This is a genomic window from Pseudomonas sp. DR48 (assembly GCF_019823085.1).
GTDB lineage: Bacteria > Pseudomonadota > Gammaproteobacteria > Pseudomonadales > Pseudomonadaceae > Aquipseudomonas.
The window spans coordinates 272,375-296,950 of sequence record NZ_CP081946.1 but is presented as its reverse complement, the minus strand read 5'-3'; the positions used below and the strand labels follow the sequence as shown (position 1 = coordinate 296,950).

Sequence of the window (24,576 nt, the reverse complement as noted above, 5' to 3'; positions counted from 1 at the left end):
GGCGAATTTATTCGTCTATTTCGGACTCTTCCGCGGACGACATTTGCATCTCGCCTCGATTGATCACCTCTTCTACGCCGAAATCCATGCCCGTCTTTTCGAAGTAGCTGATCATTTGCAGCAGCGCTTCTTCGGTAAACGGATTGCCCCGTAAGTTTATGGTTTCCGCTACTTCCAACGGCAATTCCATAAAGTCGCTCGGGATGTCGGCGATTGCGTTGTCGCTCAAATCTACCCAATCCAGCTGGGCTAGCGAAAACAGGCCGTTGGGTATGGTCGTAATACCGGTTCTCGAGAGTAGAACGGTCGCAAGCTCTGTCATTTGGCTCAAGTCAGGTGTGCGCGCCAGTGGGTTCAGGCTCAAGTCGAGATAATCGAGCTGTTCCATTCCGGCCAATGCGTTGACCGAGTCGGCAGACAGACTGATGCGACAGTCGGGCAGTGACAGTGAGCGCAACTGACCCATCTTGAATACCGCTTCGGGAATGTCGGCGATGTCGAAGTCACGCAGCCTCAAGCTTTTCAGGTTGGGGAAGGACTCCAGGAAACGCCCGACCCGAGTCACGCCATCGGCGCTCCGCAGCTCCAGTGCAGACACATGACTGAAGTCGGCGCTGAGTGGCGGAAGTTCTCCATGGATGGGCTGATCGAAGACAAGCTCATACGTTGGCTCAAGCGAATCATTGAAATCATCCAGTTCGGACTCTTGCCGCCAGCATCGCTCCAGCACTCTCGCGAATTCGTCGCGGTTGGCATGTTCGGCAAACAACTGGAAAGCATTGAACGGTTCGCCGGTCAGCGGGTGCAGGGGCGGCAGGTCGGCGGTCCAGGCTGCCAGATCATTGTTTAGCCGAGCGAGCTCCGCTTCCAGACGGGTCAGCTCTATGCGGCCATCTTCCAGCGTGCCCGGCAAATCGTAGACAAACTCGCTGGCCTGTTCGATCTCCCGGGTCGGGTAGAGCGCCCTGACGCGCTGGATATCGGCGTCCGGGGCATTGACGCCCACATCGAAGGTGGTTTCCAGGTAATGAAGTTTGATGAGTTGTCGTGCCCTGTCGGTCAGCGGGTTTGATGACAGGTGCACACCGCGTTTGTCGTACAGCGAACTGTCGAAAAAACCGGGCGGCAGTTCGGTGATGCCGTTGTTCATTAACAGGAGGGTGTCGAGTTTCGGGTGGCGCAGTGCGCTGCCGGGGATGTCGATCAAGCCTGTTTCGCTCAGGTCCAGGTGCACGAGTTCTGGAAACGAGTCGATGTTGGGAACCGTATCGAAAGGATTTCGGTGCAGGTCCAGCATCACCATTTTTTTCAGGGGGGACAGTTTTGACCACGCGAGGGCGTCAAACCTGATGGCGCAATCGTTGAGCACCAATGCGTCGAGGTTGGCCATTTTGGGGATGGCGTCGGGCAGGACGGTCAGGGTGAAACGGCGCAAATCGAGGCGACGCAGATGAGTGAAACGCTGCAGGAAATTGTGAATACCTTGTTCCGCACGACGGCCTTCAAGCGCAAGCAGTGAGACGTGGCTGAAGTCGGCCGTCAGTGTTGGCAGATCGCCCAGGATCGGTTCATTGAACCGCAATGCGTAGCGGGGGCCGATGCCTGGTGCATCCAAGTCCGGTTCCGATTGGCGACGCCAGCTGCGCTGGATTTCCTGGGCCAGCAATTGACGATTTTGCAGTTCGACCTGTCGTTCCAGATTCGTCAGCGCAAGCCTGGTTTCAGGGTGGACGGTGGGCGCCTCGTTTACCCATCGGTGCAGGTCTTGATGCAGTCGGGCAAGTTCGCGGCTCAGGCGGGACAGCTCGACGCGAGCGCCATCGGGATGTTGCTGCAAGCGACTGACCAGCGTCTGCAGTTCCTGTGGAGCAAGGTCGTGATAGACCTCGCGCACCCTGTCATCGAGCGAGGGCGAATTGGGGTCAACGCGACCATAACCATCAGTCCCGCCCGGCAGGCGCATGGTCGTCGGGTCATAGTAAGGTTTTCGCTGCGGATGTTTCGCAAACACGCTACGTAGACCCGGTTGGTTCTGTGCGTGCTCGGCGATGTGCTGTTTGAAAGCCAAGCTGTCTTCAAGCGAAAAGCCCAGCGTAGTGCGCTCGGAATCCGGCAGTGCCTGAAGAATGGCCTGATAAAAATTGACGGGCACATCAGAGACTTCATGGACCTGGTAACTGCCGTCATCTGCGTGCACCAGCGTTCTGACGAGGGTGGCGTTTTCCTGGCCGATGCTGTCGCGCAAGGTGCCTTCAGAGGAATATTCCCTGACCTCGATGCGCAGCCCGAGCGGCCAGCCGGGTAACGACTCGAGGCTATGCAACGCCAGTCGATGGGTGTCCGTTGTGTCCATGCCCTCGAGATAAAATCCCTCAAACGCCCGGGCGCCGCGCACCGCCTCCATGGCTTTCACCGCCACATCCTTGAGGCGCTGCGGCACACGACCATTCTCCAGTTGCATCAGCTCGGTGCCGGTTGTGTTGCTCACCAGTTCTTGTGCGATGTCTGTTGGCAAACCTTGAGCGCTTCCGAGCACCAGTTGAACGTGTGGGTCGTCGGTTTTTTCAAGCTCACGGTAACGCGATTCGAACAACGATTTGCGCTGGTTGAGGGCCTGGTAAAGATCGGGGTGATCGCCAAGGGGCTGCTCGACGATGGCCTGAATCTCGCGGTCGATTTTAAAACGCTTGATGGTGTCGGTCAGTAGCGAAGGCGGGCGTTGGTTCTCGACATGCGTCTCGCGCAGGACATTGTCGTGGAAGCCGCTGATCTGCAGGATCTGTTCGCGCTCGGTATTGCTGAACGACTCTACGCTGTGGCCGAGGCGGCGCATCACGGTTTCCCGGTCCCACGTCAGAGGTTGCTCCAGAGTGGTCTGCCAGGCGCCATGCCGGTTGTGCCGCAGGGGCGGTTGATAGGCGTCGGCTCGATGCGGATGCTCAATCTGAAACTGCGCTGTTTCACTGTCCGGCTTGACGCTATAGAGCTTGCCCTCAAGGTGCAGCAACGTCTTGCCCTGATGCTGATACAAACCCAGGTGATCGGGTTTGACGACAGTGGGCAAATCGACGGACTGTTCGTACGGTGTCAGGTCCGGCTTCCAGTATCGGGTTTTGCCCGCCGGGGTATCGACTGCCTTGAGCGGCGAAAGCAGCGCCACGGTTTCGCGGGACAGCAGACGGCTGAATGCACCCGCCGCCATGGCGCCGCCGACTGCGAATGCCCCCACTTCAACCACAGCTTCGACGAGCGTCATCAATTGTTCGAAGGCTGCTGTTTTCAGACCTTCGGCCCAATCGATGATGCCTTCAAATGTTTCGTCGAGTACCTGATAAGCCATGTAGGCCAGCATCACCTCTCCCAGGAAAGGCACAAAAGGCAATGCAACGAACGATGCCACTTCAAGAATCGATTTGGCGACATGGCTGAAGGCGTCCCACGCCGCCCATCGTGCGTTTTGGTCGGCACGGGCGGTCGAGACCGCGAGGGTGCGTGCGTCGTTGAGGATTTTGTTCAGTTGTTGCTGATAGAGGTGAATCCACAGGCAGCTGTTGATCGGGCTCAGCGAAAACTGCAGGTTCGGCTTGTCGATGGGTGTGTCGCGCCAGCTGGGCCGTGGATCGCCGCGCGTGTGCTCATGCCAGGTCACGCCGCTGAGTCGACGGTTGAGGTCGGCGAAAAATTCACCTCGTTGCCCATGATCGACAAAACGGCTGAAGAAGGTTTGGTAGGCGGGGGAGCGCAGTTTGCGGGTCAGGTCGGCCATGAACGACAAGGTATCGGGGTACTGTTTGAGCGGATGTTCCGGGTCGTCGGGAATGTAGACGACGATTCGCGATGCTTGCGATTTGAGATCGAGTCGCGGCGCAAAAATGACGATTCCGGTCAGTACTGAGGACATCACTTTCAGGTCATTGGCGTGCAGTCGCCAGTTGCCGAGCATCACGTTTTTGCGGCCCTCGACGATGGCGAGAATCGAACGATACGCATCGGCCGGCAGGTCTGCGCGAACGTGAGCCAATTGCAGTGCGGAGCGAAGGGCTGCCTTGTGCGTCGCGATGACACTCGACTTCAATACCGCGCCGGCCACGGGGTTGGTAAACCCTAGGTTGTCTTTGAGGTGCGCTTCGTACTGAGCGCCGATATCCAGTTCCCTGCACAACCGGGTGAAGTCCTGAATGGACAGTCGGGGTTTGATCGTCGGCAACGTATCGAGTTGCCCGGTGGACGAAGGTTTGGTGATGAATGTCGAGACGGATTCATAAGCATCCGACGCGGTCTCCGAGTCCTCGAAATTGTGCAGCGCCGCATCGAGCAGTGAAACCGTCCAGGTGCGGGCAGCACCAGTCTTGATCGCGAACCATGGCGTGGTTTGCGGGATGTACAGGCGCAGGAAGGTTGTTTCGACGTCCAGCTCCAGGCCGAAGCGACTCTTTAATGCATCACTCAGGAGGGGTTTGGCGAAGTCTCGGGCGTTTTGCAGCTTATCCAGCATCGACTCCAGCTTGTTGCGCTGAGTCCAGTGTTGCGCGCTGGTGGCTTTCAATGACAGCAACTGTTCGCGGGTGGCGGTGGTGTGCCATTCGGGCACTGCCACTGAAGCGCTTTTCAGTGCGCCTCGCGTTGCCGGTGATGCTTTCAAGACCCAGTCGGGCAGATTGTTGAACGCATGTTGGAAATGCGCGTCTGGTTGAGCCATTGGCTCCGGTTCTTGCTGATTCATGCGCTATTCCCTTAGCGGCTGGATGGACGCCAAGCAAAACAAACGATGAAGCACCGTGTGCGGTACATATTTACCGCACCGGTCGACAAGCCTGCCTATAACCTGTGCCGGCGGTTTAAACTGCGCCTTTGCGACCCTATATGTCGCATTGCCGTAAACCCGGGAAAAACCGGGGTTTGCGCTATAAGAAGTTGTCGCTTGGCGGCAAGGCCGGGCTGAAAACTGTCCTTACAATCCTCACCAAGCTCGCCAGTTCCCGGCGAGTGTTCCTCATCAGGAGACTCCGATGTCCGTTGAGCACGCTGCGGTAGAACGCGCCGATTTTGACCAGGTAATGGTTCCCAACTATGCGCCTGCCGCATTCATCCCTGTGCGTGGCGCCGGTTCCCGCGTTTGGGACCAATCCGGCCGCGAGCTGATCGACTTCGCAGGCGGGATTGCCGTCAACGTATTGGGTCATGCGCATCCCGTGCTGGTCAGTGCCTTGACCGAACAGGCGAACAAGCTGTGGCACGTGTCCAACGTGTTCACCAATGAGCCGGCCCTGCGCCTGGCACACAAGCTGGTCAACGCCACTTTTGCCGAGCGTGCATTCTTCTGCAACTCCGGCGCCGAAGCCAACGAGGCCGCCTTCAAGCTGGCCCGTCGCGTCGGTTTCGATCGGTTCGGCAGCGAGAAGTACGAAATCATCGCCGCACTCAACAGCTTCCACGGTCGTACCCTGTTCACCGTGAACGTCGGTGGCCAGTCGAAGTATTCCGATGGCTTCGGTCCGAAGATCACCGGGATTACCCACGTGCCGTACAACGATCTGGCTGCTTTGAAGGCCGCCATTTCCGACAAGACCTGCGCTGTGGTGCTGGAGCCGATCCAGGGCGAGAGCGGTGTCATTCCGGCCGAACTCGAATACCTGCAAGGTGCCCGCGATCTGTGCACCGCGCACAACGCACTACTGATTTTCGACGAAGTGCAGACTGGCATGGGCCGTACCGGTCACCTGTTCGCCTATCAACATTACGGCGTGATCCCGGACATCCTGACCAGCGCCAAGAGCCTGGGCGGCGGTTTCCCGATCGCGGCAATGCTGACCACCGAAGACCTGGCCAAACACCTGGTCGTCGGCACCCACGGCACTACTTACGGCGGCAACCCGCTGGCGTGCGCTGTTGCGGAAGCTGTTATCGACGTGGTCAACACCCCTGAAGTGCTGGCCGGCGTCAAAGCCAAGCACAACAAGTTCAAGGCTCGCCTGGAGCAGATCGGCGAGAAGTACGGCCTGTTCACCAAGGTTCGCGGCATGGGCCTGTTGATCGGTTGTGTGCTGAGCGATGCCTGGAAAGGCAAGGCGAAGGACATTTTCAACGCCGCCGAACGTGAAGGCTTGATGATTCTGCAAGCTGGCCCGGACGTGGTGCGTTTCGCGCCAAGCCTGGTGGTTGAAGACGCGGATATCGATGAAGGTCTGGACCGCTTCGAACGCGCTGCCGCCAAACTGACGCAAGCCTGATAGACCCTTCGACGCCTGACCATTCAGGCGTCGAACCCGATTTTTTATGCCGGACCGGATCAAATGTGGGAGCGGGCTTGCTCGCGAAAGCGGTGGGTCAGACAGCGATAATGTCGACTGATGCACCGCTTTCGCGAGCAAGCCCGCTCCCACGTTAGTCCAAGTGCTTGCAATGACTGCCGGTTATTTTTCCTAAAAGAGTTTTTCGAGAAAAGGAGTGACACCATGCTGGTGATGCGCCCCGCGCAAATGGCTGATCTGGGCGAGGTACAGCGTCTGGCTGCGGACAGCCCGATTGGTGTCACTTCCTTGCCGGATGACGTTGAACGACTCAGCGACAAGATCGCAGCAAGCGAAGCTTCGTTTGCCGCCGAAGTCAGCTTCAATGGCGAAGAGAGCTATTTCTTCGTCCTTGAAGACACGGCCACCGGCAAACTGGTCGGCTGCTCGGCGATCGTTGCCTCGGCCGGTTATTCCGAGCCGTTCTACAGCTTTCGAAATGAAACCTTCGTGCACGCCTCCCGCGAGCTGAAGATTCATAACAAGATTCACGTGCTTTCCCAGTGCCACGACCTGACCGGCAACAGCTTGCTGACCAGTTTCTACGTGCAGCGCGAGTTGGTCGGGTCGCCTTGGGCGGAACTCAACTCCCGTGGTCGTCTGCTGTTCGTGGCCAGCCATCCGGAGCGTTTTGCCGATTCCGTGGTGACCGAGATCGTCGGCTACAGCGATGAGAATGGCGACTCGCCGTTCTGGGATGCCATCGGCCGCAACTTCTTTGACCTCAACTACGCTGAAGCCGAGCGCCTGTGCGGCCTGAAGAGCCGGACGTTTTTGGCCGAGCTGATGCCGCATTACCCGATTTACGTGCCGCTGCTGCCGGACTCCGCTCAAGAAGCGATGGGCCAGGTGCACCCTCGCGCGCAAATCACTTTCGACATCCTGATGCGCGAAGGCTTCGAGACCGATCACTACATCGACATTTTCGACGGCGGCCCAACCTTGCACGCCCGTGTTTCGGGGATTCGTTCCATCGCCCAGAGCCGTGTGGTGCCAGTGAAAATCGGCGAGGCAGTCAAAGGTGTCGGTCGTCAGTACCTGGTGGCCAACGCCCAGTTGCAGGATTACCGCGCCGTGTTGCTTGAGCTCGATTACGCGCCAGGCAAACCCGTGACTCTGGATCTGGAAGCGGCCGAAGCCCTGGGCGTCGGTGAAGGTGCGAGCGTGCGCCTGGTGGCGGTTTAACGCCTGCTGCTATGCCTGGAAAGAATGCCTAGTAAGCAACAGTGTTTCGCGGGTGGCGCAAGCGGCCCGTCTGAGGAGATAGCATGATCGTTCGTCCCGTACGCAGCAGCGATTTACCCGCTCTGATCGACCTGGCCCGCAGCACCGGCACCGGCCTGACTACGTTGCCGGCCAATGAAGAGCGTCTGGCCCACCGGGTTGGCTGGGCTGAGAGGACCTTTCGCGGCGAAGCCGGGCGGGCCGATGCGGACTACCTGTTCGTACTCGAAGACGATAACGGGCGCGTGGTGGGCATTTCCGCCATCGCCGGCGCTGTCGGCCTGCGTGAGCCCTGGTACAACTTCCGCGTTGGCCTCACGGTCAGTGCCTCGCAAGAGCTGAATATCTACCGCGAGATTCCGACGCTGTTCCTGGCCAACGACCTGACCGGCAACTCGGAATTGTGCTCGCTGTTCCTGCACGCCGATTACCGCACGGGCCTCAATGGCCGCATGCTGGCCAAGGCGCGGATGCTGTTCATCGCCGAGTTCCCGCAACTGTTCGGCAACAAGATCATCGCCGAGATGCGCGGTGTGTCCGACGAAGCAGGGCGCTCGCCGTTCTGGGAAAGCCTGGGCCGTCACTTCTTCAAAATGGAATTCAGCCAGGCCGATTACCTGACCGGCGTGGGCAACAAGGCGTTCATTGCCGAACTGATGCCCAAGTTCCCGCTGTACACCTGCTTCCTGTCGCCGGACGCGCGCAATGTCATCGGTCAGGTTCACCCGGACACCGAGCCGGCCCTGGCGATGCTCAAGAGTGAAGGGTTCAGCTATCAAGGCTATGTCGACATCTTCGACGCCGGCCCTGCGGTCGAGTGCGAAACCGGCAAGATCCGCGCGGTTCGCGACAGCCAGGCACTGGTGTTGGCCATCGGCACGCCGGGTGACGACGCGACGCCTTTCCTGATTCACAACCGCAAACGCGAAGACTGCCGGATGACCGCCGCGCCAGCACGTCTCGCCGCCGGTACGTTGGTGGTCGATCCACTGACCGCCAAACGTCTTCAACTCAATGCCGGCGATCAAGTGCGCGCCGTTGCGTTGTCTGCTGCTCGGGAGTCGAAATAATGAATTCGCTATACATCGCAGGTGAATGGCTGGCCGGTCAGGGCGAAGCCTTTCAATCGCTGAACCCGGTCACCCAGCAAGTGCTGTGGGCCGGCGAGGGCGCAACCGCTGCTCAGGTGGAATCGGCCGTGCAAGCCGCGCGTCAGGCGTTCCCGGGCTGGGCCCGTCGTACCCTGGACGAACGCATTGCCGTGCTTGAGGCCTTTGCCGCTGCACTGAAAAATAACGCTGACGAACTGGCGCGTTGCATCGGCGAAGAAACCGGCAAGCCGCTGTGGGAATCGGCAACTGAAGTGACCAGCATGGTCAACAAGATTGCGATCTCGGTGCAAAGCTACCGCGAACGTACCGGCGAGAAGAGCGGCCCGTTGGGCGACGCCACCGCTGTATTGCGCCACAAGCCGCACGGCGTGGTCGCAGTGTTTGGTCCTTACAACTTCCCGGGCCATTTGCCGAACGGCCATATCGTTCCAGCGCTGCTGGCCGGTAATAGCGTGCTGTTCAAACCGAGCGAGCTGACCCCGAAAGTCGCTGAGCTGACGGTCAAGTGCTGGATCGAGGCGGGCCTGCCTGCCGGCGTGCTGAACCTGCTGCAAGGCGCTCGCGAAACCGGTATCGCCCTGGCGGCGAACCCGGGCATTGACGGTTTGTTCTTCACCGGGTCGAGCCGTACCGGCAACCATCTGCACCAGCAATTTGCCGGTCGTCCGGACAAGATCCTCGCGCTGGAAATGGGCGGTAACAACCCGCTGGTGGTCGATCAAGTGAAAGACCTTGATGCCGCCGTTTACACCATCATTCAGTCGGCATTCATCTCTGCTGGCCAGCGTTGCACCTGTGCGCGGCGCTTGCTGGTGCCGCAAGGTGCCTGGGGCGATTCGTTGCTGGAACGCCTGGTGGAGGTCAGTTCGACCATTGAAGTCGGAGCCTTCGACAAGCAACCGGCGCCATTCATGGGCTCGGTGATTTCCTTGGGCGCTGCCAAAGCGCTGATGGATGCGCAGGAACAGTTGATGGCCAATGGCGCCGTGGCGCTGCTGGAAATGACTCAGCCTCAGGCGCAAGCCGCGTTGCTGACCCCTGGCATCCTGGACGTGACGGCCGTGGTCGATCGCCCAGATGAAGAGCTGTTCGGTCCATTGCTGCAAGTGATCCGCTACGCTGATTTTGAGGCGGCGATCGCGGAAGCCAACGACACCGCTTATGGCCTGGCGGCTGGTTTGCTGTCCGATTCCGAAGCGCGTTATCAGCAGTTCTGGCTGGAAAGCCGCGCCGGTATCGTCAACTGGAACAAGCAACTGACCGGTGCAGCGAGCAGCGCGCCATTCGGCGGCATCGGCGCCTCGGGCAACCACCGCGCCAGCGCGTACTACGCCGCAGACTATTGCGCGTACCCGGTGGCATCGCTGGAAACCCCGAGCCTGGTGTTGCCTGCCTCGCTGACGCCTGGCGTGAAGATGGCGTAAGCCCAATCGCGGGCAAGCCCGCTCCCACAGGATTTGCGTCGGTCACAATATGTGTGAATACCACCGAACCTGTAGGAGCGGGCTTGCCCGCGAAGGCCGCGACGCGGTTTTACTGAACAGTTACTGAAGCCTATAACAACAGATTCTTGTGGAGCCTCGCTGATGAAATCCTATGAAGTCAATTTTGACGGTCTAGTGGGGCCGACCCATAACTACGGCGGCCTGTCCTACGGCAACGTCGCGTCCCAGAGCAACAGCCAGCAATCGTCGAACCCGAAGGAAGCTGCGCTGCAAGGCCTGGCGAAGATGAAAGCGCTGATGGAAATGGGCTTTCAGCAAGGCGTTCTGGCACCGCAAGAACGTCCAGACGTCGCCGCGCTGCGTCGCTTGGGTTTCAGCGGCACCGACGCACAAGTGATCGAGCAGGCAGCGAAAGACGCGATGCCGTTGCTGGTCGCCAGTTGCTCGGCGTCGAGCATGTGGGTAGCCAACGCCGCCACGGTCAGCCCGAGTGCCGACACGGCCGACGGTCGCGTGCATTTCACCGCTGCCAACCTCAATTGCAAATACCACCGCAGCATCGAACACCCGACGACCAGCCGAGTGCTGGGTGCCATGTTCGCTGACCAGAAGCACTTCGCTCACCACGCCGCATTGCCGGCCGTTGCACAATTTGGTGATGAAGGCGCTGCCAACCACACGCGTTTCTGCCGTGAATACGGTGAAGCCGGCGTCGAGTTCTTCGTGTTCGGTCGCAGCGCGTTCGACACCCGCTACCCGGCGCCGCAGAAATACCCGGCGCGCCAGACCCTCGAAGCCTCGCAAGCGGTGGCCCGTCTGCACGGCTTGAGCGAGAGCGGTGTGGTCTACGCCCAGCAGAACCCTTCGGTGATCGATCAGGGCGTGTTCCACAACGACGTGATCGCGGTGGGTAATGGCGAGGTGCTGTTCTATCACGAGGACGCGTTCCTCGACACCGAACAGATGCTCGCTGAACTGCAAAGCAAACTGGCCAAGGTCGGCGGCAAATTCCAGTCAATCTGCGTGCCGCGTTCCGCCGTAACCGTCGAAGACGCCGTTCGTTCCTACCTGTTCAACAGTCAGCTGCTGACGCGTCCTGACGGTTCGATGCTGTTGATCGTGCCGGAAGAGTGCCGTGGCAACGAGCGTGTCTGGCAATACCTGCAAAGCTTGACCAGCTCCGGCGGCCTGATTCGCGAGGTGAAGGTTTTTGATCTGAAACAAAGCATGCAAAACGGCGGTGGCCCGGCTTGCCTGCGCTTGCGCGTTGCTTTGAATGAAACCGAACTGGCGGCCGTCAATCCAGGGGTTATCATGACGGCACCGTTGTACGGCACCCTGACCGAATGGGTCGACAAGCACTACCGCGACCGCATGACCGAAAATGATCTTGCGGACCCGCAATTGCTGCTTGAATGCCGGACGGCACTGGATGAACTGACGCAAATCCTTAAACTGGGCGCGGTTTATCCATTCCAGATTAATTGAAAGTCGAGAGCGTAAAGACATGAGCGATACCCTGCAGCTGATCCTTGAAGACACCGACGGCACGCAACTGGAAACTTCCTGCACCCGCGTCGCGGTCATGTGGCAAGGCAAAGAGCTGTGGATCCAGCAAGATGGCCGCGGCCAGCTGCTGATCGGCGTGGACGTCGAAGAGGGTGATGCCGAATACGCTAACCTGCTGCTGCGCCCATTGGCGACTAATCTGGTAAGTCTGCAACTGGAAATGGAACCGGCTGAAGTCGGTGACGAAGACCACGTGCACGGCCCGGATTGCGCACACGACCACTAAGGAAACCGCTCTATGCTCGCCCTCGGCAAACTGCTTGAACTGACGCTCGCCGGCCGCGAACCGGCGGAGAAGACTCAACTGACTGTCGAAGGCGTACGCATGCGCTGGTTGAGCGAAGGTGCGCTGGAAGTCCGGCCACCCGAAGCTCGCGACAATGGCCTGGACCTGCTGCTGTCAGCCGGTATCCATGGCAATGAAACAGCGCCGATCGAGTTGCTCGATCGCCTGTTGCACGACATTGCCCGCGGCGATATCAAGCCGCGCGCCCGTATTCTGTTTCTGTTCGGTAACCCTGAAGCCATTCGCAAAGGCGAGCGTTTCGTTGAGCAGGACGTCAATCGGCTGTTTAATGGCCGTCACGAACAAACCAGCGGCTCCGAAGCCCTGCGCGCGTGTGAACTGGAACGGTTGGCCGCGAGTTTCTTCAGCTTGCCGGACCGCAACCGTCTGCATTACGACCTGCACACGGCGATCCGTGGCTCGAAAATCGAGCAGTTCGCGCTGTATCCGTGGAAAGAAGGTCGCCAGCATTCACGCGTAGAGCTGGCTCGCCTGCGCGCCGCCGGCATGGAAGCGGTATTGCTGCAGAACAAACCGTCCATCGTGTTCAGCTCCTACACCTACGACAAGCTCGGTGCCGAGTCTTTTACCCTTGAGTTGGGCAAGGCGCGGCCGTTCGGGCAGAACGAAGGGGTTAACGTCTCGCTGCTGGAAAAGCGTCTGCAGCAGATTATCGAAGGCAACGAACCGCCGATGGCTGATGACGACCTCAATGGTTTGCAGCTGTTTAGCGTGGCCCGGGAAATCATCAAGCACAGCGATAGCTTCCGCTTGAACCTGCCAGCAGACATTGAGAATTTTTCGGAATTGGATGTGGGTTACGTGCTGGCCGAAGACATCGCCCAGACCCGCTGGATCATCGAAGAGCAGGGCGCGCGGATCATCTTCCCCAACCCCAAGGTCAAGAACGGCTTGCGTGCCGGCATCCTGATCGTGCCCACCACCGACGAAAACCTCGCCTGAATTCGCCGCAAACCAATGTGGGAGCTAGCCTGCTGGCGATAGCAATGTGTCAGTCACCCTGGTTGTCGACTGATACTCCGCTATCGCCAGCAGGCTAGCTCCCACATTTTTGTCCGGTGTTTAGACGGCTACTGCGCGATGTTCTGTGCGACGCAACGCACGCATCTTGTGCAGTGTATCGGCACACGTCTTCGCTGCTTCCTGACCTTTATGCACGAAATGCTCGAAGAAGAACTTCTGATGTTCTTCGCCGGCATGGAAGTGATGAGGGGTCAACACCACCGAGAACACCGGCACTTCGGTTTCCAGCTGAACCTGCATCAGGCCGCTGATCACCGACTGGGCAACGAATTCGTGACGGTAGATGCCGCCATCAACCACCAAGCCAGCAGCGACGATACCGGCGTATCGGCCGGACTTGGCCAGCAGCTTGGCGTGCAATGGAATTTCAAAGGCGCCGCCGACTTCGAAGAAATCGATGTCCGACTCCTGATAACCCTGCGCAATCATTTCGGTGACGAAGCCTTTACGGCTCTGGTCGACAATTTCCTTGTGCCAGCAGGCCTGGATGAACGCAACGCGCTCGCCCTGATGGTTTTTGCTTTTGCTATCGATTGCGGTGGGTTGCATGTTCTGACTCCTGTTTATGTATAAAACAGGGCATATGAATCGAATGGGATTTAAGGGTGCGCACGCTTGCACGGATGCCTGCGGACGGCCCTTTGGCGCCAATCCCGTTCTCTCTTCATCCGGACTATGACCGTCGGCCCCGGGATCACACCGGGTCTGCTGACCTTGTCGCCAGTACGGCCATTGCCGTGTCAGTCGCCAAGCGCTCGCGGGCTATACGCATTGCGCGCAATTACCGCCGGTGGGGAGTTGCACCCCGCCCTGAGAACGTTTTTGCCGCCAGATTGTTTGGCGGCGAAGCGTTTTTAACACATATTTGTGGGCTGCGCACCGCTGCTTTCTGATGATTGATATCGAGATTTTCACTGATACGGCGGGTCTTTTCCGTGCTCAAGGGTTGATTATTCATCGTCATGACCGCAGTACTTCCTTCCTGAAAGGGATTTTCCCCTGCTTACCGAGGCCAGATTCATGAGCGTTATCGATCTTCGCAGCGACACCGTCACCCAACCGACCGCAGGGATGCTCGACGCGATGGCCAACGCGGCCACCGGGGACGACGTTTATGGCGAGGATCCGACGGTCAATCGTCTGGAAGCGGAATTGGCAAAACGCCTGGGTTTCGCCGCGGCGCTGTTCGTGCCGACGGGCACCATGAGCAACCTGCTGGGCCTGATGGCTCACTGCGAGCGCGGCGATGAATACATCGTTGGCCAACAAGCGCATACCTATAAGTACGAAGGTGGCGGCGCGGCGGTGCTCGGCTCGATCCAGCCACAACCGCTGGAGGTGCAGGCCGACGGTTCGCTGGACCTGGCGCACGTGGCGGCGGCGATCAAGCCGGACGATTTCCACTTCGCCCGCACGCGCCTGCTGGCGCTGGAAAACACCATGCAAGGCAAAGTGTTGCCACTGGAGTATCTGGCGCGGGCCCGCAGCTTCACCCAGGAACATGGCCTGGCCTTGCACCTGGACGGTGCCCGGTTGTACAACGCGGCGGTCAAATTGGGTGTTGATGCCCGGCAGATCACTCAGTATTTTGATTCGGTCTCGGTCTGCCTGTCCAAAGGTCTGGGCGCGCCGGTTGGTTCGGTGCTGTGCGGTTCCGCCGAACTGATCGGCAAGGCGCGGCGTCTGCGCAAGATGGTCGGCGGCGGCATGCGCCAGGCCGGCATTCTGGCGGCGGCGGGGCTGTACGCCCTGGACAATAATGTCCAGCGTCTGGCCGATGATCATGCCAATGCTCAATTGTTGGCCGAGGGGCTGCGCGCGGCGGGTTACGAAGTCGAGCCGGTGCAGACCAACATGGTCTATGTGCAGATGGGCGACAAGGCTGAGGCGATCAAGGCGTTTGCCGGCGAACGCGGGATCAAGCTGAGCGCCGCAGGTCGCTTGCGAATGGTCACGCACATGGACGTGAGCCGTGCTCAAATCGAGCAGGTCGTCGCGACATTCGTCGACTTTTCTCGCAACTGATCGCGTCAGCGGTCCAATTGACCGTTTCTATCGTATAAACACGCTGTACCCCGCGCGCTGGGCCGATATAATGCGGCCCTTTGCCGTCGCTTCGTCTGTTGACGTTTCGAACAGGCCTTTGGCCGCAGCCTCCGTGGAAGAACCTAATGAAAAGCGCAGAAATCCGTGAAGCCTTCCTTCGCTTCTTCGAAGAGCAAGGCCACACCCGTGTAGCCTCCAGCTCTTTGATTCCGGGCAACGACCCAACCCTGCTGTTCACTAACGCGGGGATGAACCAGTTCAAGGACTGCTTCCTGGGCCAGGAAAAGCGCGCGTACACCCGCGCGGTCTCCAGCCAGAAATGCGTGCGCGCCGGCGGTAAGCACAACGACCTGGAAAACGTCGGTTATACCGCTCGTCACCACACGTTCTTCGAAATGCTGGGTAACTTCAGCTTTGGTGATTATTTCAAGCGCGACGCGATCACCTACGCGTGGAACTTCCTGACCTCCGAAAAGTGGCTGAACCTGCCCAAGGAAAAGCTCTGGGTCACCGTTTACGCCAGCGATGACGAGGCGTACGACATCTGGACCAAGGAAATCGGCGTTCCGGCCGAGCGCATGGTTCGCATCGGCGACAACAAGGGCGCGCCGTACGCTTCCGACAACTTCTGGACCATGGGCGATACCGGCCCGTGCGGTCCTTGCACCGAGATTTTCTACGATCACGGCGCCGACATCTGGGGCGGCCCACCGGGCTCGCCGGAAGAAGACGGCGACCGTTACATCGAGATCTGGAACAACGTCTTCATGCAGTTCAACCGCACCGCCGATGGCGTGTTGCACCCGCTGCCAGCACCGTCGGTCGATACCGGCATGGGCCTGGAGCGGATCAGTGCCGTGCTGCAGCACGTTCACTCGAACTATGAAATCGACCTGTTCCAGAGCCTGCTGAGCGCATCGGCCAAGGCCATCGGTTGCACCAACGACAACCAGGCTTCCCTGAAAGTCGTGGCCGACCACATTCGTTCGTGCGGCTTCCTGATTGCCGACGGCGTGCTGCCATCCAACGAAGGCCGTGGCTACGTGCTGCGCCGGATCATCCGTCGCGCCTGCCGTCACGGCAACAAACTGGGCGCCAAAGGCAGCTTCTTCTATCAGATCGTTGCAGCCCTCGTGGCTGAGATGGGCGAAGCGTTCCCTGAGCTGAAATCCCAGCAGGCGCACATCGAGCGCGTCCTGAAAGCCGAAGAAGAGCAATTCGCCAAGACCCTGGAGCAGGGCCTGAAAATCCTCGAGCAGGATCTGGCCGAGCTCAAGGGCGACGTAGTGCCGGGCGACGTGGTGTTCAAACTCTACGACACCTACGGTTTCCCGATGGACCTGACGGGCGACATCGCTCGCGAGCGCAACCTGACCATCGACGAAGAAGGCTTCGAGCGCGAGATGGAAGCCCAGCGAGTCCGTGCCCGTTCCGCCAGCTCCTTCGGCATGGACTACAACAGCCTGGTCAAGGTTGACGTGGCCACCGAATTCACCGGCTATCAAGCGACTAAAGGTTCGGCGAAAGTCGTTGGTCTCTATAAAGATGGCCAGTCGGTCGACGTACTGAGCGAAGGCGAAGAGGGTGTGGTCGTACTGAACCAGACGCCGTTCTACGCTGAATCCGGCGGTCAGATTGGTGACTGCGGTTATCTTCAGGTCGGCAACGCACGCTTCGACGTACGCGATACCACCAAAACCGGCGGCGCTTTCTTGCATCACGGCGTGCTGGCCTCGGGCAGCCTGACCATTGGTGCGCCGGTAGAGACTCATGTTGATGCCGAAGTGCGTCACGCCACGTCGTTGAACCACTCGGCGACTCACTTGCTGCACGCCGCACTGCGTCAGGTGCTGGGCGATCACGTCCAGCAGAAAGGCTCGTTGGTCGACAGTCAGCGCCTGCGCTTTGACTTCAGCCACTTCGAAGCCATCAAGCCTGAGCAATTGAAGGCGCTGGAAGATATCGTCAACGCCGAGATTCGCAAGAACTCCGAAGTTGAAACCGAAGAAACCGACATCGAAACCGCCAAGAAAAAAGGCGCCATGGCGCTGTTTGGCGAGAAGTACGGTGACAACGTGCGCGTACTGAGCATGGGCGGCGATTTCTCCGTCGAGCTGTGCGGCGGTATCCACGCCAACCGTACCGGCGACATCGGCCTGCTGAAAATCATCAGCGAAGGCGGTGTAGCCTCTGGCGTACGTCGTATCGAAGCGGTCACCGGTGCTGCGGCATTGGCATACTTGAACGCTGCGGAAGAACAACTCAAGGAAGCGGCTAACCTGGTCAAGGGCAGCCGCGACAACCTGATCGACAAGCTGTCGGCTGTGCTGGAGCGCAACCGTCTGCTGGAGAAGCAACTCGAGCAGTTGCAGGCCAAGGCTGCCAGCGCGGCGGGCGACGATCTGTCGGCTTCCGCTCTGGACGTCAAAGGCGTGAAAGTGCTGGCCGTGCGTCTGGACGGTCAGGACGGCAAGGCGCTGCTGGCGCTGGTCGATCAACTGAAAAACAAACTCGGCCGCGCAGTGATCCTGCTCGGCAGTGTCCATGAGGAAAAGGTCGTTCTGGTTGCAGGCGTAACCAAAGACCTGACTGGCCAACTCAAAGCCGGTGATTTGATGAAGCAAGCCGCTGCGGCAGTGGGCGGGAAGGGCGGTGGTCGTCCAGATATGGCGCAGGGCGGTGGTACTGACGCTGGCGCACTGGATGCCGCATTGGCCCTGACCGTTCCATTTGTAGAGCAGGGTTTATAAGGCAGTGTGTACGGCCCGCAGTCTAGTGGCGGGCCGCAACGCTGTTTGAGTGATTATTTGGGCGCCCTTCATGGGCTGAGGCGGCTTTGAAATGGCTTTGATCGTACAGAAATTTGGAGGCACCTCAGTCGGTACTGTCGAGAGAATCGAGCAGGTCGCCGACAAGGTTAAGAAATTCCGCGATGCCGGCGATGACCTGGTGGTTGTGCTGTCTGCAATGAGCGGCGAAACCAACCGTCTGATCGATCTGGCCAAGCAAATCAGTGGCGACGGCCAACCGGTTCCGCGCGAGCTGGACGTGATCGTCTCCACCGGTGAGCAGGTGACGATTGCGCTGTTGGCGATGGCGCTGATCAAGCGCGGCGTGCCAGCGGTGTCGTACACCGGCAATCAGGTGCGGATTCTGACGGACAGCGCGCACAATAAAGCGCGGATCTTGCAGATTGATGACCAGAAGATTCGCGGTGATCTGAAGGCGGGTCGTGTAGTAGTTGTCGCCGGTTTCCAGGGCGTCGACGAGCACGGCAACATCACCACCCTCGGTCGTGGCGGTTCCGACACCACCGGCGTGGCGCTGGCGGCAGCCTTGAAGGCTGACGAATGCCAGATCTACACCGACGTCGATGGCGTCTACACCACCGATCCGCGTGTTGTGTCCATGGCTCAGCGCCTGGACAAGATTACCTTTGAAGAGATGCTGGAAATGGCCAGCCTCGGTTCCAAGGTGTTGCAGATCCGTGCGGTGGAATTCGCCGGCAAGTACAACGTTCCGCTGCGCGTACTGCACAGCTTCAAGGAGGGTCCGGGCACCCTCATTACTATTGATGAAGAGGAAACCATGGAACAGCCGATCATTTCCGGCATCGCTTTCAACCGCGATGAAGCCAAGCTGACCATCCGTGGCGTGCCAGACACCCCAGGCGTGGCGTTCAAGATTCTCGGCCCGATCAGTGCCGCGAACATCGAAGTCGACATGATCGTGCAGAACGTCGCGCACGATAACACCACCGACTTCACCTTCACCGTGCACCGCAATGACTTCCAGGCTGCACAGACCGTGCTGGAAAACACCGCTCGCGAGATCGGTGCCCGTGAAGTGGTTGGCGACATCAAGATCGCCAAGGTCTCGATCGTCGGCGTCGGCATGCGTTCCCACGCAGGCGTGGCCAGCCGTATGTTCGAATCGCTGGCAAAAGAAAGCATCAACATCCAGATGATCTCGACCTCGGAAATCAAGGTTTCCGTGGTGATCGAAGAGAAGTACCTGGAACTGGCTGTGCGCGCCCTGCACACAGCTTTCGAACTGGACGCTCCGGCCCGACAGGGCGAGTGATGCGTTTTGCCAAAGGGCGCGGTCTGACCGCGCCCTTTGTCTTTTTTGAATGGCGCGACCCAGGAACTGTTCTTTTGCTCGCGCTGGTCAATACTCAGGCATGTAGGCCGCGATCGTTCAGGTTGTAGGTCGAGTGCCTTTTTTTTGCAGACTGCTGTCCCTGAAATGAAATGCGTGAGGAGAAAGGTATGCTGATTCTGACTCGTCGGTGCGCAGAAAGCCTGATTATTGGTGATGGCGAAATCACCGTGACCGTGCTCGGCGTTAAAGGAAATCAAGTGCGCATCGGTGTCAACGCCCCGAAAGAGGTTGCGGTCCACCGTGAGGAAATTTACCTGCGTATAAAGAAAGAGAAGGACGAAGAACCAAGCCATTAATTTTTATCGTTTTTTATGTTTGCAAACGGGGAAGAAGCTGGTTAATATACGCCCCGTGTTGCGGAGAGCTGGCCGAGTGGCCGAAGGCGCTCCCCTGCTAAGGGAGTACACCTCAAAAGGGTGTCGGGGGTTCGAATCCCCCGTTCTCCGCCATTATTTGCGTAGTACGTTGTAATCTGGCTTTTTCGGTAAGTGTTTGAAATTACTAGAAAAAGTGCTTTACATAGAGATTAAACGGCCTATAATGCGCGGCAACAAATGCACTCGTAGCTCAGCTGGATAGAGTACTCGGCTACGAACCGAGCGGTCACAGGTTCGAATCCTGTCGAGTGCACCATTTAAGAGTCAGTTGCAGTAATGTGAATGACTTGGCTTCAACCAGTTGTGATCTGGTCTAAAAACACAAATGCACTCGTAGCTCAGCTGGATAGAGTACTCGGCTACGAACCGAGCGGTCACAGGTTCGAATCCTGTCGAGTGCACCAAACACCAAAAAGCCCGCGTTTAACGCGGGCTTTTTGCCGTCTGGGATTTGGCTTTTCCTTTAGTACATCCTTTCTCATCGAACTCCACGTTTGCGCTACGACCTCGCTTGGTGTCGTAGCGGTAGCTCGTGGCTGAATTGCGAACGCTGACCTTGTCTGGCTTGCCAAGGGCGCTCTCGACGTCCTGCTGGCTCATGCCGGCGATGACCCGTTGATTGATGATCGCTTCGCGCCGCTCCCTGGCGCTGATCAGGTTTCCACATTTATCTTCGGTCTTGCCGACAATGACCGGTTCTCTTCTTTTTACTTTCGTGTCAGTTTTTTCGCGATTGTCGGCTTCCGGCATGACAGCCACTGTGCTGCTTGGCGGGAGTGCGCGGACATCCTGCAGCGAGAGGTTTTCTCCGGCTGTACAACTGAGAGTGGTGAACGTAATGCGCCCGTCATCGGCTTCGCAGCGGTGAATTGTCTGTGCGTTCACGCAGGGCGGCAGACAGAGCAGGATGCTCAGCAAAAAATAATGTGAATGAGATGGCATTTGGCGTCCTCCATGACGGTCCAAGCCAAAGGGTAGTCGCTGCATTTTTCAACGGTGGTGTGTTTTCTTTTCAGAATGAGTCGTCGCAGTTTGAGAGATCAGGACTGCACTCAGCTTTGTCTTGCAACCGCTTGTTTCAGCCACGATTTTTTAACGTTTTAAACCGTCGGGCGGTGTATCATTGCGCCCGTCAGCCCCGCCGGGGCTTGTGGAATACCTCCATGGACTTACCCAGTAGTTACTCAGTATCCCGTTTTTCCAATCATGAATTGACTGATTGATCCTTCCGGCGTGCCCCGCTGCTGGGAGTGGAGTTCGCCTATGTCCGATGTTGAAGTAAAGAAAACACAAGAAAGCTTGCAGGACCGCCTTGCTCAAGTCATTGAGCTGCTGCAACGCCAGCGCGTGGTCGAAGACCTGACTCACCGCCAGGAAGGTCCGCATCACGACCGGGTCGAGAACCTGGTCCACCGGCAAAACCTCGTCGAGCTGCAGCGCAAGCTCGATGATCTGCACTCCGCCGACGTTGCCTATATCCTTGAAGCCTTGCCGCTGGACGACCGTCTGACGCTCTGGCAACTGGTCAAGGCTGATCGCGACGGCGACATCCTCCTCGAAGTATCCGACTCGGTTCGTGAAACCCTGATCGCCGACATGGACGATCACGAGCTCCTGGCTGCGGCCAAGGACATGGACGCCGACGAACTCGCTGACCTGGCCTCCGAGCTGCCGCGAGACGTCGTCCACGAGCTGATGGAAACCCTCGACACTCAACAACGCGAGCGCGTGCGCTCTGCGTTGTCCTATGACGAGGAGCAAGTCGGTGCGCTGATGGACTTCGAGATGGTGACCATCCGTGAGGACGTCAGTCTCGAAGTGGTTTTGCGTTACCTGCGTCGTCTCAAGGAGTTGCCGGGCCACACCGACAAGTTGTTTGTGGTCGACAGCGACGGCGTGCTCAAGGGCGTGCTGCCAATCAAGCGTCTGCTGGTCAACGATCCGGAAAAGCAGGTGTCGGAAGTCATGGCCAGCGACCCGGTGAGTTTTCACCCGGACGAGGACGCTTACGACGCGGCTCAGGCATTCGAACGTTACGACTTGATCTCGGCCCCTGTGGTCGACAAGAACGGCAAGTTGATCGGCCGTCTGACCATCGATGAAATGGTCGACCTGATTCGTGAAGAGAGCGAAAGCGAAGTGCTCAACATGGCGGGTCTGCGCGAAGAAGAAGACATCTTCGCCTCGGTCTGGAAATCCCTGCGCAACCGTTGGGCCTGGCTGGCAGTCAACTTGATCACCGCATTTCTCGCCTCCCGGGTGATCGGTCTGTTCGAAGGCTCCATCGAAAAACTGGTGGCGCTGGCGGCATTGATGCCAATCGTGGCGGGTATCGGCGGTAACTCGGGCAACCAGACCATCACCATGATCGTTCGCGCCATGGCGCTGGATCAGGTGAGCACCGGCAACACCTCGCGTCTGATGCGCAAAGAGTTGGCCGTCGGTTTGATCAACGGACTGGTGTGGGGTGGCGTGATTGGTATCGTCGCCTATCTGTTGTATGGCAGTTGGTCCCTGGGGGTGGTGATGACTGCCGCCATGACGCTTAACCTTTTACTGGCGGCGTTGGCGGGGGTGTTGATTCCGATGACGCTGGCGCGGCTTGGGCGCGATCCTGCGATGGGGGCCAGTGTGATGATCACCGCCATGACCGACAGTGGCGGCTTCTTCATCTTCCTCGGGCTGGCGACAATATTCCTGCTGTGAGTTGAATGCCCATTAAGAACCCGCCAATCGGCGGGTTTTTTGTGGTCGAATTTCAGGCAAAAAAAAGCCAGCAATTACGCTGGCTTGAACTTTCGGGTTGAATCAGGAAGCGTCTGCGGCCAATTCGGCATCATGCGCGATCAGCGAAACAAGAGCGTTTTGCTGGCGGTGGGAGAGCTGGCGGAAACGTTGAAGCAATTCGCGTTCGTGCAATGACAGCTCCGGGCTGTCCAGGCGCATGCTTAATTCTTCGCCCAGTGCGCCTTCCTGAATAAGACTCTGCTCAAGGCGCGCAATGATTTCGGAGTTCATGCTGCGATGATGATTGCGAGCCACCTCGGCAATGCGTTCACGCATTCCGTCTGGCAGACGTACGACGAACTTGTCAGCCGTACGGCTGGAATAAATTGCCTGTTTCAATGGGCGCATATATTTAACCGGTTAGTTCAGGGGAGCGGTTCTCGGGATTGGCCGCAGGATGTCAAATAGGACAAGCACTATGGCCAAATGTTCAACCTGAATTGATAGAGGCTCGCATCATGCCTCAAAGAAGCCAGATCATTGGCGTCAATTCTGTGACAAATATTGAACTGGATAAAGGCGTTATGCCAGCACCAATTATCAGAAATGCGGACTGGTTTGAAAAGTTTGCTCCAGTGCCATTTCGCTGATCGCGTCCTTTGCCCGACAGGTGGTGTCCAAATACGCCTGAAGGTGCATGCTATGCGGATTCGATCCGTGGTCCTTACCTTAACAGGATAGTGGCAAATGGCCGATTTACTAGTGGCGCATGCGCACAGAGGGATGATTCAGGATGGATGGCAGGCTGATTTATTTGATGGGGCCCTCCGGATCAGGCAAGGACAGCCTCATCGAAGCGGCGCGCAAACCCCTTCAGTCGTTTGACTGCGAAGTGGTACGACGGGTCATCACGCGCTCCGCCGAATCCGTGGGCGAGGATGCCATCGGCGTCAGCCATGAAACATTCGAGCGACGTCGGCAGGCGGGTGAGTTCGCGTTGTCCTGGAATGCCAATGGGCTGGATTACGGTATTCCGATCCAGATCGATCATTGGCTCAAGGAAGGTCGGCAGGTATTGGTCAACGGATCTCGCGGCCATCTGGCCGAAGCGCTGCAGCGCTATCCCACGCTGCTGCCAGTGCTGTTGACGGTCAAGGAAGAGGTACTTCGCGAGCGACTGTTACGGCGTAATCGAGAGAGTCTTGTGCAAATTGAAGAGAGATTGCGCCGTAACGCGCTATTTACGGCAAGCGATTGCGTCGGTGACGTGCAAATTCATCTGCTCGACAACTCTGGCGAGCTGGCCGTCACCGTTGAAAACCTTCTGAAGTTGATCACGGTTAGCGCAGAACCGGATCGAACTTGAATTTGCGACCGGCAATCAGCGCCAGCACGAACAGCGCGCTGAAAACGCCGCAAGCAATCAGCGGCAGAGTTACAACCGCGTCCTGAATCAATGACAGATGAAGAATGCCGCTCAGTAAGGCAAGGATCAGAAATCCTGCGGCTGATTTGGACATGCTGTGCTCCTGATAGGGGTAAATCAAAATACCAAGCGTTCGGAAGACTGTGTTGCTGGCGGATCGTATTGCTGGCTTACGTCTTGACCAACAAAGACACGCTGATCGCTCATGACGGCCAATTGCGGGGCTTTTTGCAGTTGAAGGTAATGAGGCATGCGTTGGGCGACGACCTGGACAGCACCGTTCTCGGGGGCAAAATGAAATCCCAACAGAATGGCCAGGGCGATCGCATTCGAGAGTAATAGGGCGCTGTTCATGAGGCTGACCTCCGTTGTTCTTGGGAACAGCTAAAGCAGCCCGCGTGCCAACAGTCTAACGGCTATTAAATCCTTTAAAAACAAGCAATTAAGTTAATGTTGCGAAAGCCGTTCATTGCAAATTGCAATGATGGCACTTTGAGAGGATGCAAATTGCACGGTAAACAAAAGCTACGGTGTCGAGGGGCGTCTGCCTACACTTAAAAAGCCCAAGGACGACATGACAAACGCAGGCCTGCCCGTTAACATGCACGCCGTCTATCGCACCGCATTTTTTGCGGAGCGACTTGTGTCTCAGTAGCTCAATTGGATAGAGCATCCCCCTCCTAAGGGGAAGGTTGGCAGTTCGAACCTGCCCTGGGACACCACATTGATTTCAGCCTCGCGCTGCAAAACGAAAGCCCTGCCGGAAACCTTCCTCCGGCAGGGCTTTTTTGTGTCCTCGAAACCGACGATCTACATGGAAAGTCTTTGATTGCTGTGCCTTACTCCAGATACGAAACAAGGAGCGA

Annotated in this window: 20 protein-coding genes, 4 tRNA genes and 1 riboswitch; of the genes, 17 read left to right on the top strand and 7 right to left on the bottom strand. The window is 58.1% G+C overall.

All coding sequences use genetic code 11. From position 1 onward, the window contains the following. Positions 1 to 7: 7 nt before the first annotated feature. Positions 8 to 4,723, bottom strand: a complete 4,716-nt coding sequence (locus K5K95_RS01355; protein ID WP_222588082.1) for a dermonecrotic toxin domain-containing protein — start codon at positions 4,721 to 4,723, stop codon at positions 8 to 10. 286 nt (positions 4,724 to 5,009) lie between these two features. Here K5K95_RS01355 and K5K95_RS01350 point away from each other — a divergent pair, with 286 nt between their 5' ends. The 7 genes from K5K95_RS01350 (at position 5,010) to astE (ending at position 12,889) form a co-directional block, all read left to right on the top strand. Beyond that, a complete protein-coding gene (locus K5K95_RS01350; RefSeq protein ID WP_222588081.1) occupies positions 5,010 to 6,230 on the top strand; it encodes an aspartate aminotransferase family protein in 1,221 nt (406 codons plus the stop codon). 225 nt (positions 6,231 to 6,455) lie between these two features. Next, positions 6,456 to 7,475, top strand: a complete 1,020-nt coding sequence (gene aruF / locus K5K95_RS01345; protein WP_090187112.1) for an arginine/ornithine succinyltransferase subunit alpha — start codon at positions 6,456 to 6,458, stop codon at positions 7,473 to 7,475. Positions 7,476 to 7,558: 83 nt separating this feature from the next. Further along, a complete protein-coding gene (gene astA / locus K5K95_RS01340) occupies positions 7,559 to 8,584 on the top strand; it encodes an arginine N-succinyltransferase (RefSeq protein ID WP_222588080.1) in 1,026 nt (341 codons plus the stop codon). Continuing rightward, the gene (gene astD / locus K5K95_RS01335; RefSeq protein WP_222590262.1) at positions 8,581 to 10,050 is read left to right on the top strand and encodes a succinylglutamate-semialdehyde dehydrogenase; all 1,470 of its coding nucleotides are present in this window, start codon (positions 8,581 to 8,583) and stop codon (positions 10,048 to 10,050) included. The genes astA and astD overlap by 4 nt, the downstream gene beginning before the upstream one ends. A gap of 162 nt (positions 10,051 to 10,212) precedes the next feature. Further along, complete coding sequence (gene astB, locus K5K95_RS01330; protein WP_222588079.1) at positions 10,213 to 11,559, top strand: N-succinylarginine dihydrolase; 1,347 nt, start codon at positions 10,213 to 10,215, stop codon at positions 11,557 to 11,559. 19 nt (positions 11,560 to 11,578) lie between these two features. Continuing rightward, positions 11,579 to 11,866 carry a hypothetical protein gene (locus K5K95_RS01325; protein WP_033056735.1) on the top strand — a complete coding sequence of 96 codons (288 nt, stop codon included), beginning with the start codon at positions 11,579 to 11,581 and terminating at the stop codon, positions 11,864 to 11,866. Between the two features lie 12 nt (positions 11,867 to 11,878). Continuing rightward, a complete protein-coding gene (astE, locus tag K5K95_RS01320) occupies positions 11,879 to 12,889 on the top strand; it encodes a succinylglutamate desuccinylase (protein ID WP_222588078.1) in 1,011 nt (336 codons plus the stop codon). A 120-nt stretch (positions 12,890 to 13,009) separates the two neighbouring features. Here astE and K5K95_RS01315 read toward each other — a convergent pair whose 3' ends face one another. Together K5K95_RS01315 and K5K95_RS01310 are read right to left on the bottom strand one after the other, a co-directional pair. Further along, a complete protein-coding gene (locus tag K5K95_RS01315; protein WP_090187099.1) occupies positions 13,010 to 13,519 on the bottom strand; it encodes a 6,7-dimethyl-8-ribityllumazine synthase in 510 nt (169 codons plus the stop codon). A 102-nt stretch (positions 13,520 to 13,621) separates the two neighbouring features. Continuing rightward, positions 13,622 to 13,792: riboswitch (FMN riboswitch) on the bottom strand. Beyond that, the gene (locus K5K95_RS01310; protein ID WP_222588077.1) at positions 13,752 to 13,934 is read right to left on the bottom strand and encodes a hypothetical protein; all 183 of its coding nucleotides are present in this window, start codon (positions 13,932 to 13,934) and stop codon (positions 13,752 to 13,754) included. (Overlaps the previous riboswitch by 41 nt.) 56 nt (positions 13,935 to 13,990) lie before the next feature. On the opposite strand from K5K95_RS01310, the gene ltaE reads away from it, so the two are divergent. The 7 genes from ltaE (at position 13,991) to K5K95_RS01275 (ending at position 19,961) form a co-directional block, all read left to right on the top strand. Further along, positions 13,991 to 14,995 carry a low-specificity L-threonine aldolase gene (gene ltaE, locus K5K95_RS01305; RefSeq protein ID WP_222588076.1) on the top strand — a complete coding sequence of 335 codons (1,005 nt, stop codon included), beginning with the start codon at positions 13,991 to 13,993 and terminating at the stop codon, positions 14,993 to 14,995. 146 nt (positions 14,996 to 15,141) lie between these two features. Then, complete coding sequence (alaS, locus tag K5K95_RS01300; RefSeq protein ID WP_222588075.1) at positions 15,142 to 17,766, top strand: alanine--tRNA ligase; 2,625 nt, start codon at positions 15,142 to 15,144, stop codon at positions 17,764 to 17,766. Positions 17,767 to 17,857: 91 nt separating this feature from the next. Next, positions 17,858 to 19,099, top strand: coding sequence for an aspartate kinase (locus K5K95_RS01295; protein ID WP_222588074.1), 1,242 nt, complete (start codon positions 17,858 to 17,860; stop codon positions 19,097 to 19,099). 188 nt (positions 19,100 to 19,287) lie between these two features. Beyond that, the gene (gene csrA / locus K5K95_RS01290) at positions 19,288 to 19,476 is read left to right on the top strand and encodes a carbon storage regulator CsrA (protein WP_002554426.1); all 189 of its coding nucleotides are present in this window, start codon (positions 19,288 to 19,290) and stop codon (positions 19,474 to 19,476) included. 62 nt (positions 19,477 to 19,538) lie between these two features. Further along, positions 19,539 to 19,629 (top strand) — tRNA-Ser (locus tag K5K95_RS01285). A gap of 107 nt (positions 19,630 to 19,736) precedes the next feature. Beyond that, positions 19,737 to 19,813, top strand: a tRNA-Arg gene (locus tag K5K95_RS01280). Between the two features lie 71 nt (positions 19,814 to 19,884). Next, positions 19,885 to 19,961: transfer RNA gene (locus K5K95_RS01275), tRNA-Arg, on the top strand. A 19-nt stretch (positions 19,962 to 19,980) separates the two neighbouring features. On the opposite strand, the gene K5K95_RS01270 is transcribed toward K5K95_RS01275, so the two are convergent. After that, positions 19,981 to 20,499: a cell envelope protein SmpA gene (locus tag K5K95_RS01270; protein WP_222588073.1), complete on the bottom strand. Its 519-nt coding sequence runs from the start codon at positions 20,497 to 20,499 to the stop codon at positions 19,981 to 19,983. Between the two features lie 321 nt (positions 20,500 to 20,820). On the opposite strand from K5K95_RS01270, the gene mgtE reads away from it, so the two are divergent. Continuing rightward, positions 20,821 to 22,263 (top strand): magnesium transporter, encoded by a 1,443-nt coding sequence (gene mgtE / locus K5K95_RS01265; protein ID WP_222588072.1) that lies wholly within the window; start codon positions 20,821 to 20,823, stop codon positions 22,261 to 22,263. Between the two features lie 102 nt (positions 22,264 to 22,365). On the opposite strand, the gene K5K95_RS01260 is transcribed toward mgtE, so the two are convergent. Beyond that, positions 22,366 to 22,692 (bottom strand): Arc family DNA-binding protein, encoded by a 327-nt coding sequence (locus K5K95_RS01260; protein WP_028620557.1) that lies wholly within the window; start codon positions 22,690 to 22,692, stop codon positions 22,366 to 22,368. A 385-nt stretch (positions 22,693 to 23,077) separates the two neighbouring features. Here K5K95_RS01260 and phnN point away from each other — a divergent pair, with 385 nt between their 5' ends. Next, positions 23,078 to 23,650, top strand: a complete 573-nt coding sequence (gene phnN / locus K5K95_RS01255; RefSeq protein WP_222588071.1) for a phosphonate metabolism protein/1,5-bisphosphokinase (PRPP-forming) PhnN — start codon at positions 23,078 to 23,080, stop codon at positions 23,648 to 23,650. Here phnN and K5K95_RS01250 read toward each other — a convergent pair. Together K5K95_RS01250 and K5K95_RS01245 are read right to left on the bottom strand one after the other, a co-directional pair. Beyond that, the gene (locus K5K95_RS01250; protein ID WP_222588070.1) at positions 23,625 to 23,804 is read right to left on the bottom strand and encodes a PA3371 family protein; all 180 of its coding nucleotides are present in this window, start codon (positions 23,802 to 23,804) and stop codon (positions 23,625 to 23,627) included. The two genes, phnN and K5K95_RS01250, sit on opposite strands and share 26 nt — an antisense overlap. 23 nt (positions 23,805 to 23,827) lie before the next feature. Next, positions 23,828 to 24,064, bottom strand: coding sequence for a hypothetical protein (locus tag K5K95_RS01245; protein WP_222588069.1), 237 nt, complete (start codon positions 24,062 to 24,064; stop codon positions 23,828 to 23,830). A 291-nt stretch (positions 24,065 to 24,355) separates the two neighbouring features. Between K5K95_RS01245 and K5K95_RS01240 the strand changes: the two genes are divergently transcribed. Further along, positions 24,356 to 24,432, top strand: a tRNA-Arg gene (locus K5K95_RS01240). Positions 24,433 to 24,576: the final 144 nt, after the last annotated feature.

Coding starts and splice junctions, on each gene's coding strand:
- K5K95_RS01270 (WP_222588073.1), bottom strand. CDS start 20,499: ATGCCATCTCATTCACATTATTTTTTGCTGAGCATCCTGCTCTGTCTG.
- K5K95_RS01260 (WP_028620557.1), bottom strand. CDS start 22,692: ATGCGCCCATTGAAACAGGCAATTTATTCCAGCCGTACGGCTGACAAG.
- alaS (WP_222588075.1), top strand. CDS start 15,142: ATGAAAAGCGCAGAAATCCGTGAAGCCTTCCTTCGCTTCTTCGAAGAG.
- K5K95_RS01355 (WP_222588082.1), bottom strand. CDS start 4,723: ATGAATCAGCAAGAACCGGAGCCAATGGCTCAACCAGACGCGCATTTC.
- K5K95_RS01250 (WP_222588070.1), bottom strand. CDS start 23,804: ATGTCCAAATCAGCCGCAGGATTTCTGATCCTTGCCTTACTGAGCGGC.
- phnN (WP_222588071.1), top strand. CDS start 23,078: ATGGATGGCAGGCTGATTTATTTGATGGGGCCCTCCGGATCAGGCAAG.
- astE (WP_222588078.1), top strand. CDS start 11,879: ATGCTCGCCCTCGGCAAACTGCTTGAACTGACGCTCGCCGGCCGCGAA.
- K5K95_RS01245 (WP_222588069.1), bottom strand. CDS start 24,064: ATGAACAGCGCCCTATTACTCTCGAATGCGATCGCCCTGGCCATTCTG.
- K5K95_RS01325 (WP_033056735.1), top strand. CDS start 11,579: ATGAGCGATACCCTGCAGCTGATCCTTGAAGACACCGACGGCACGCAA.
- ltaE (WP_222588076.1), top strand. CDS start 13,991: ATGAGCGTTATCGATCTTCGCAGCGACACCGTCACCCAACCGACCGCA.
- K5K95_RS01350 (WP_222588081.1), top strand. CDS start 5,010: ATGTCCGTTGAGCACGCTGCGGTAGAACGCGCCGATTTTGACCAGGTA.
- astB (WP_222588079.1), top strand. CDS start 10,213: ATGAAATCCTATGAAGTCAATTTTGACGGTCTAGTGGGGCCGACCCAT.
- K5K95_RS01315 (WP_090187099.1), bottom strand. CDS start 13,519: ATGCAACCCACCGCAATCGATAGCAAAAGCAAAAACCATCAGGGCGAG.
- aruF (WP_090187112.1), top strand. CDS start 6,456: ATGCTGGTGATGCGCCCCGCGCAAATGGCTGATCTGGGCGAGGTACAG.
- mgtE (WP_222588072.1), top strand. CDS start 20,821: ATGTCCGATGTTGAAGTAAAGAAAACACAAGAAAGCTTGCAGGACCGC.
- csrA (WP_002554426.1), top strand. CDS start 19,288: ATGCTGATTCTGACTCGTCGGTGCGCAGAAAGCCTGATTATTGGTGAT.
- K5K95_RS01310 (WP_222588077.1), bottom strand. CDS start 13,934: ATGACGATGAATAATCAACCCTTGAGCACGGAAAAGACCCGCCGTATC.
- K5K95_RS01295 (WP_222588074.1), top strand. CDS start 17,858: ATGGCTTTGATCGTACAGAAATTTGGAGGCACCTCAGTCGGTACTGTC.
- astA (WP_222588080.1), top strand. CDS start 7,559: ATGATCGTTCGTCCCGTACGCAGCAGCGATTTACCCGCTCTGATCGAC.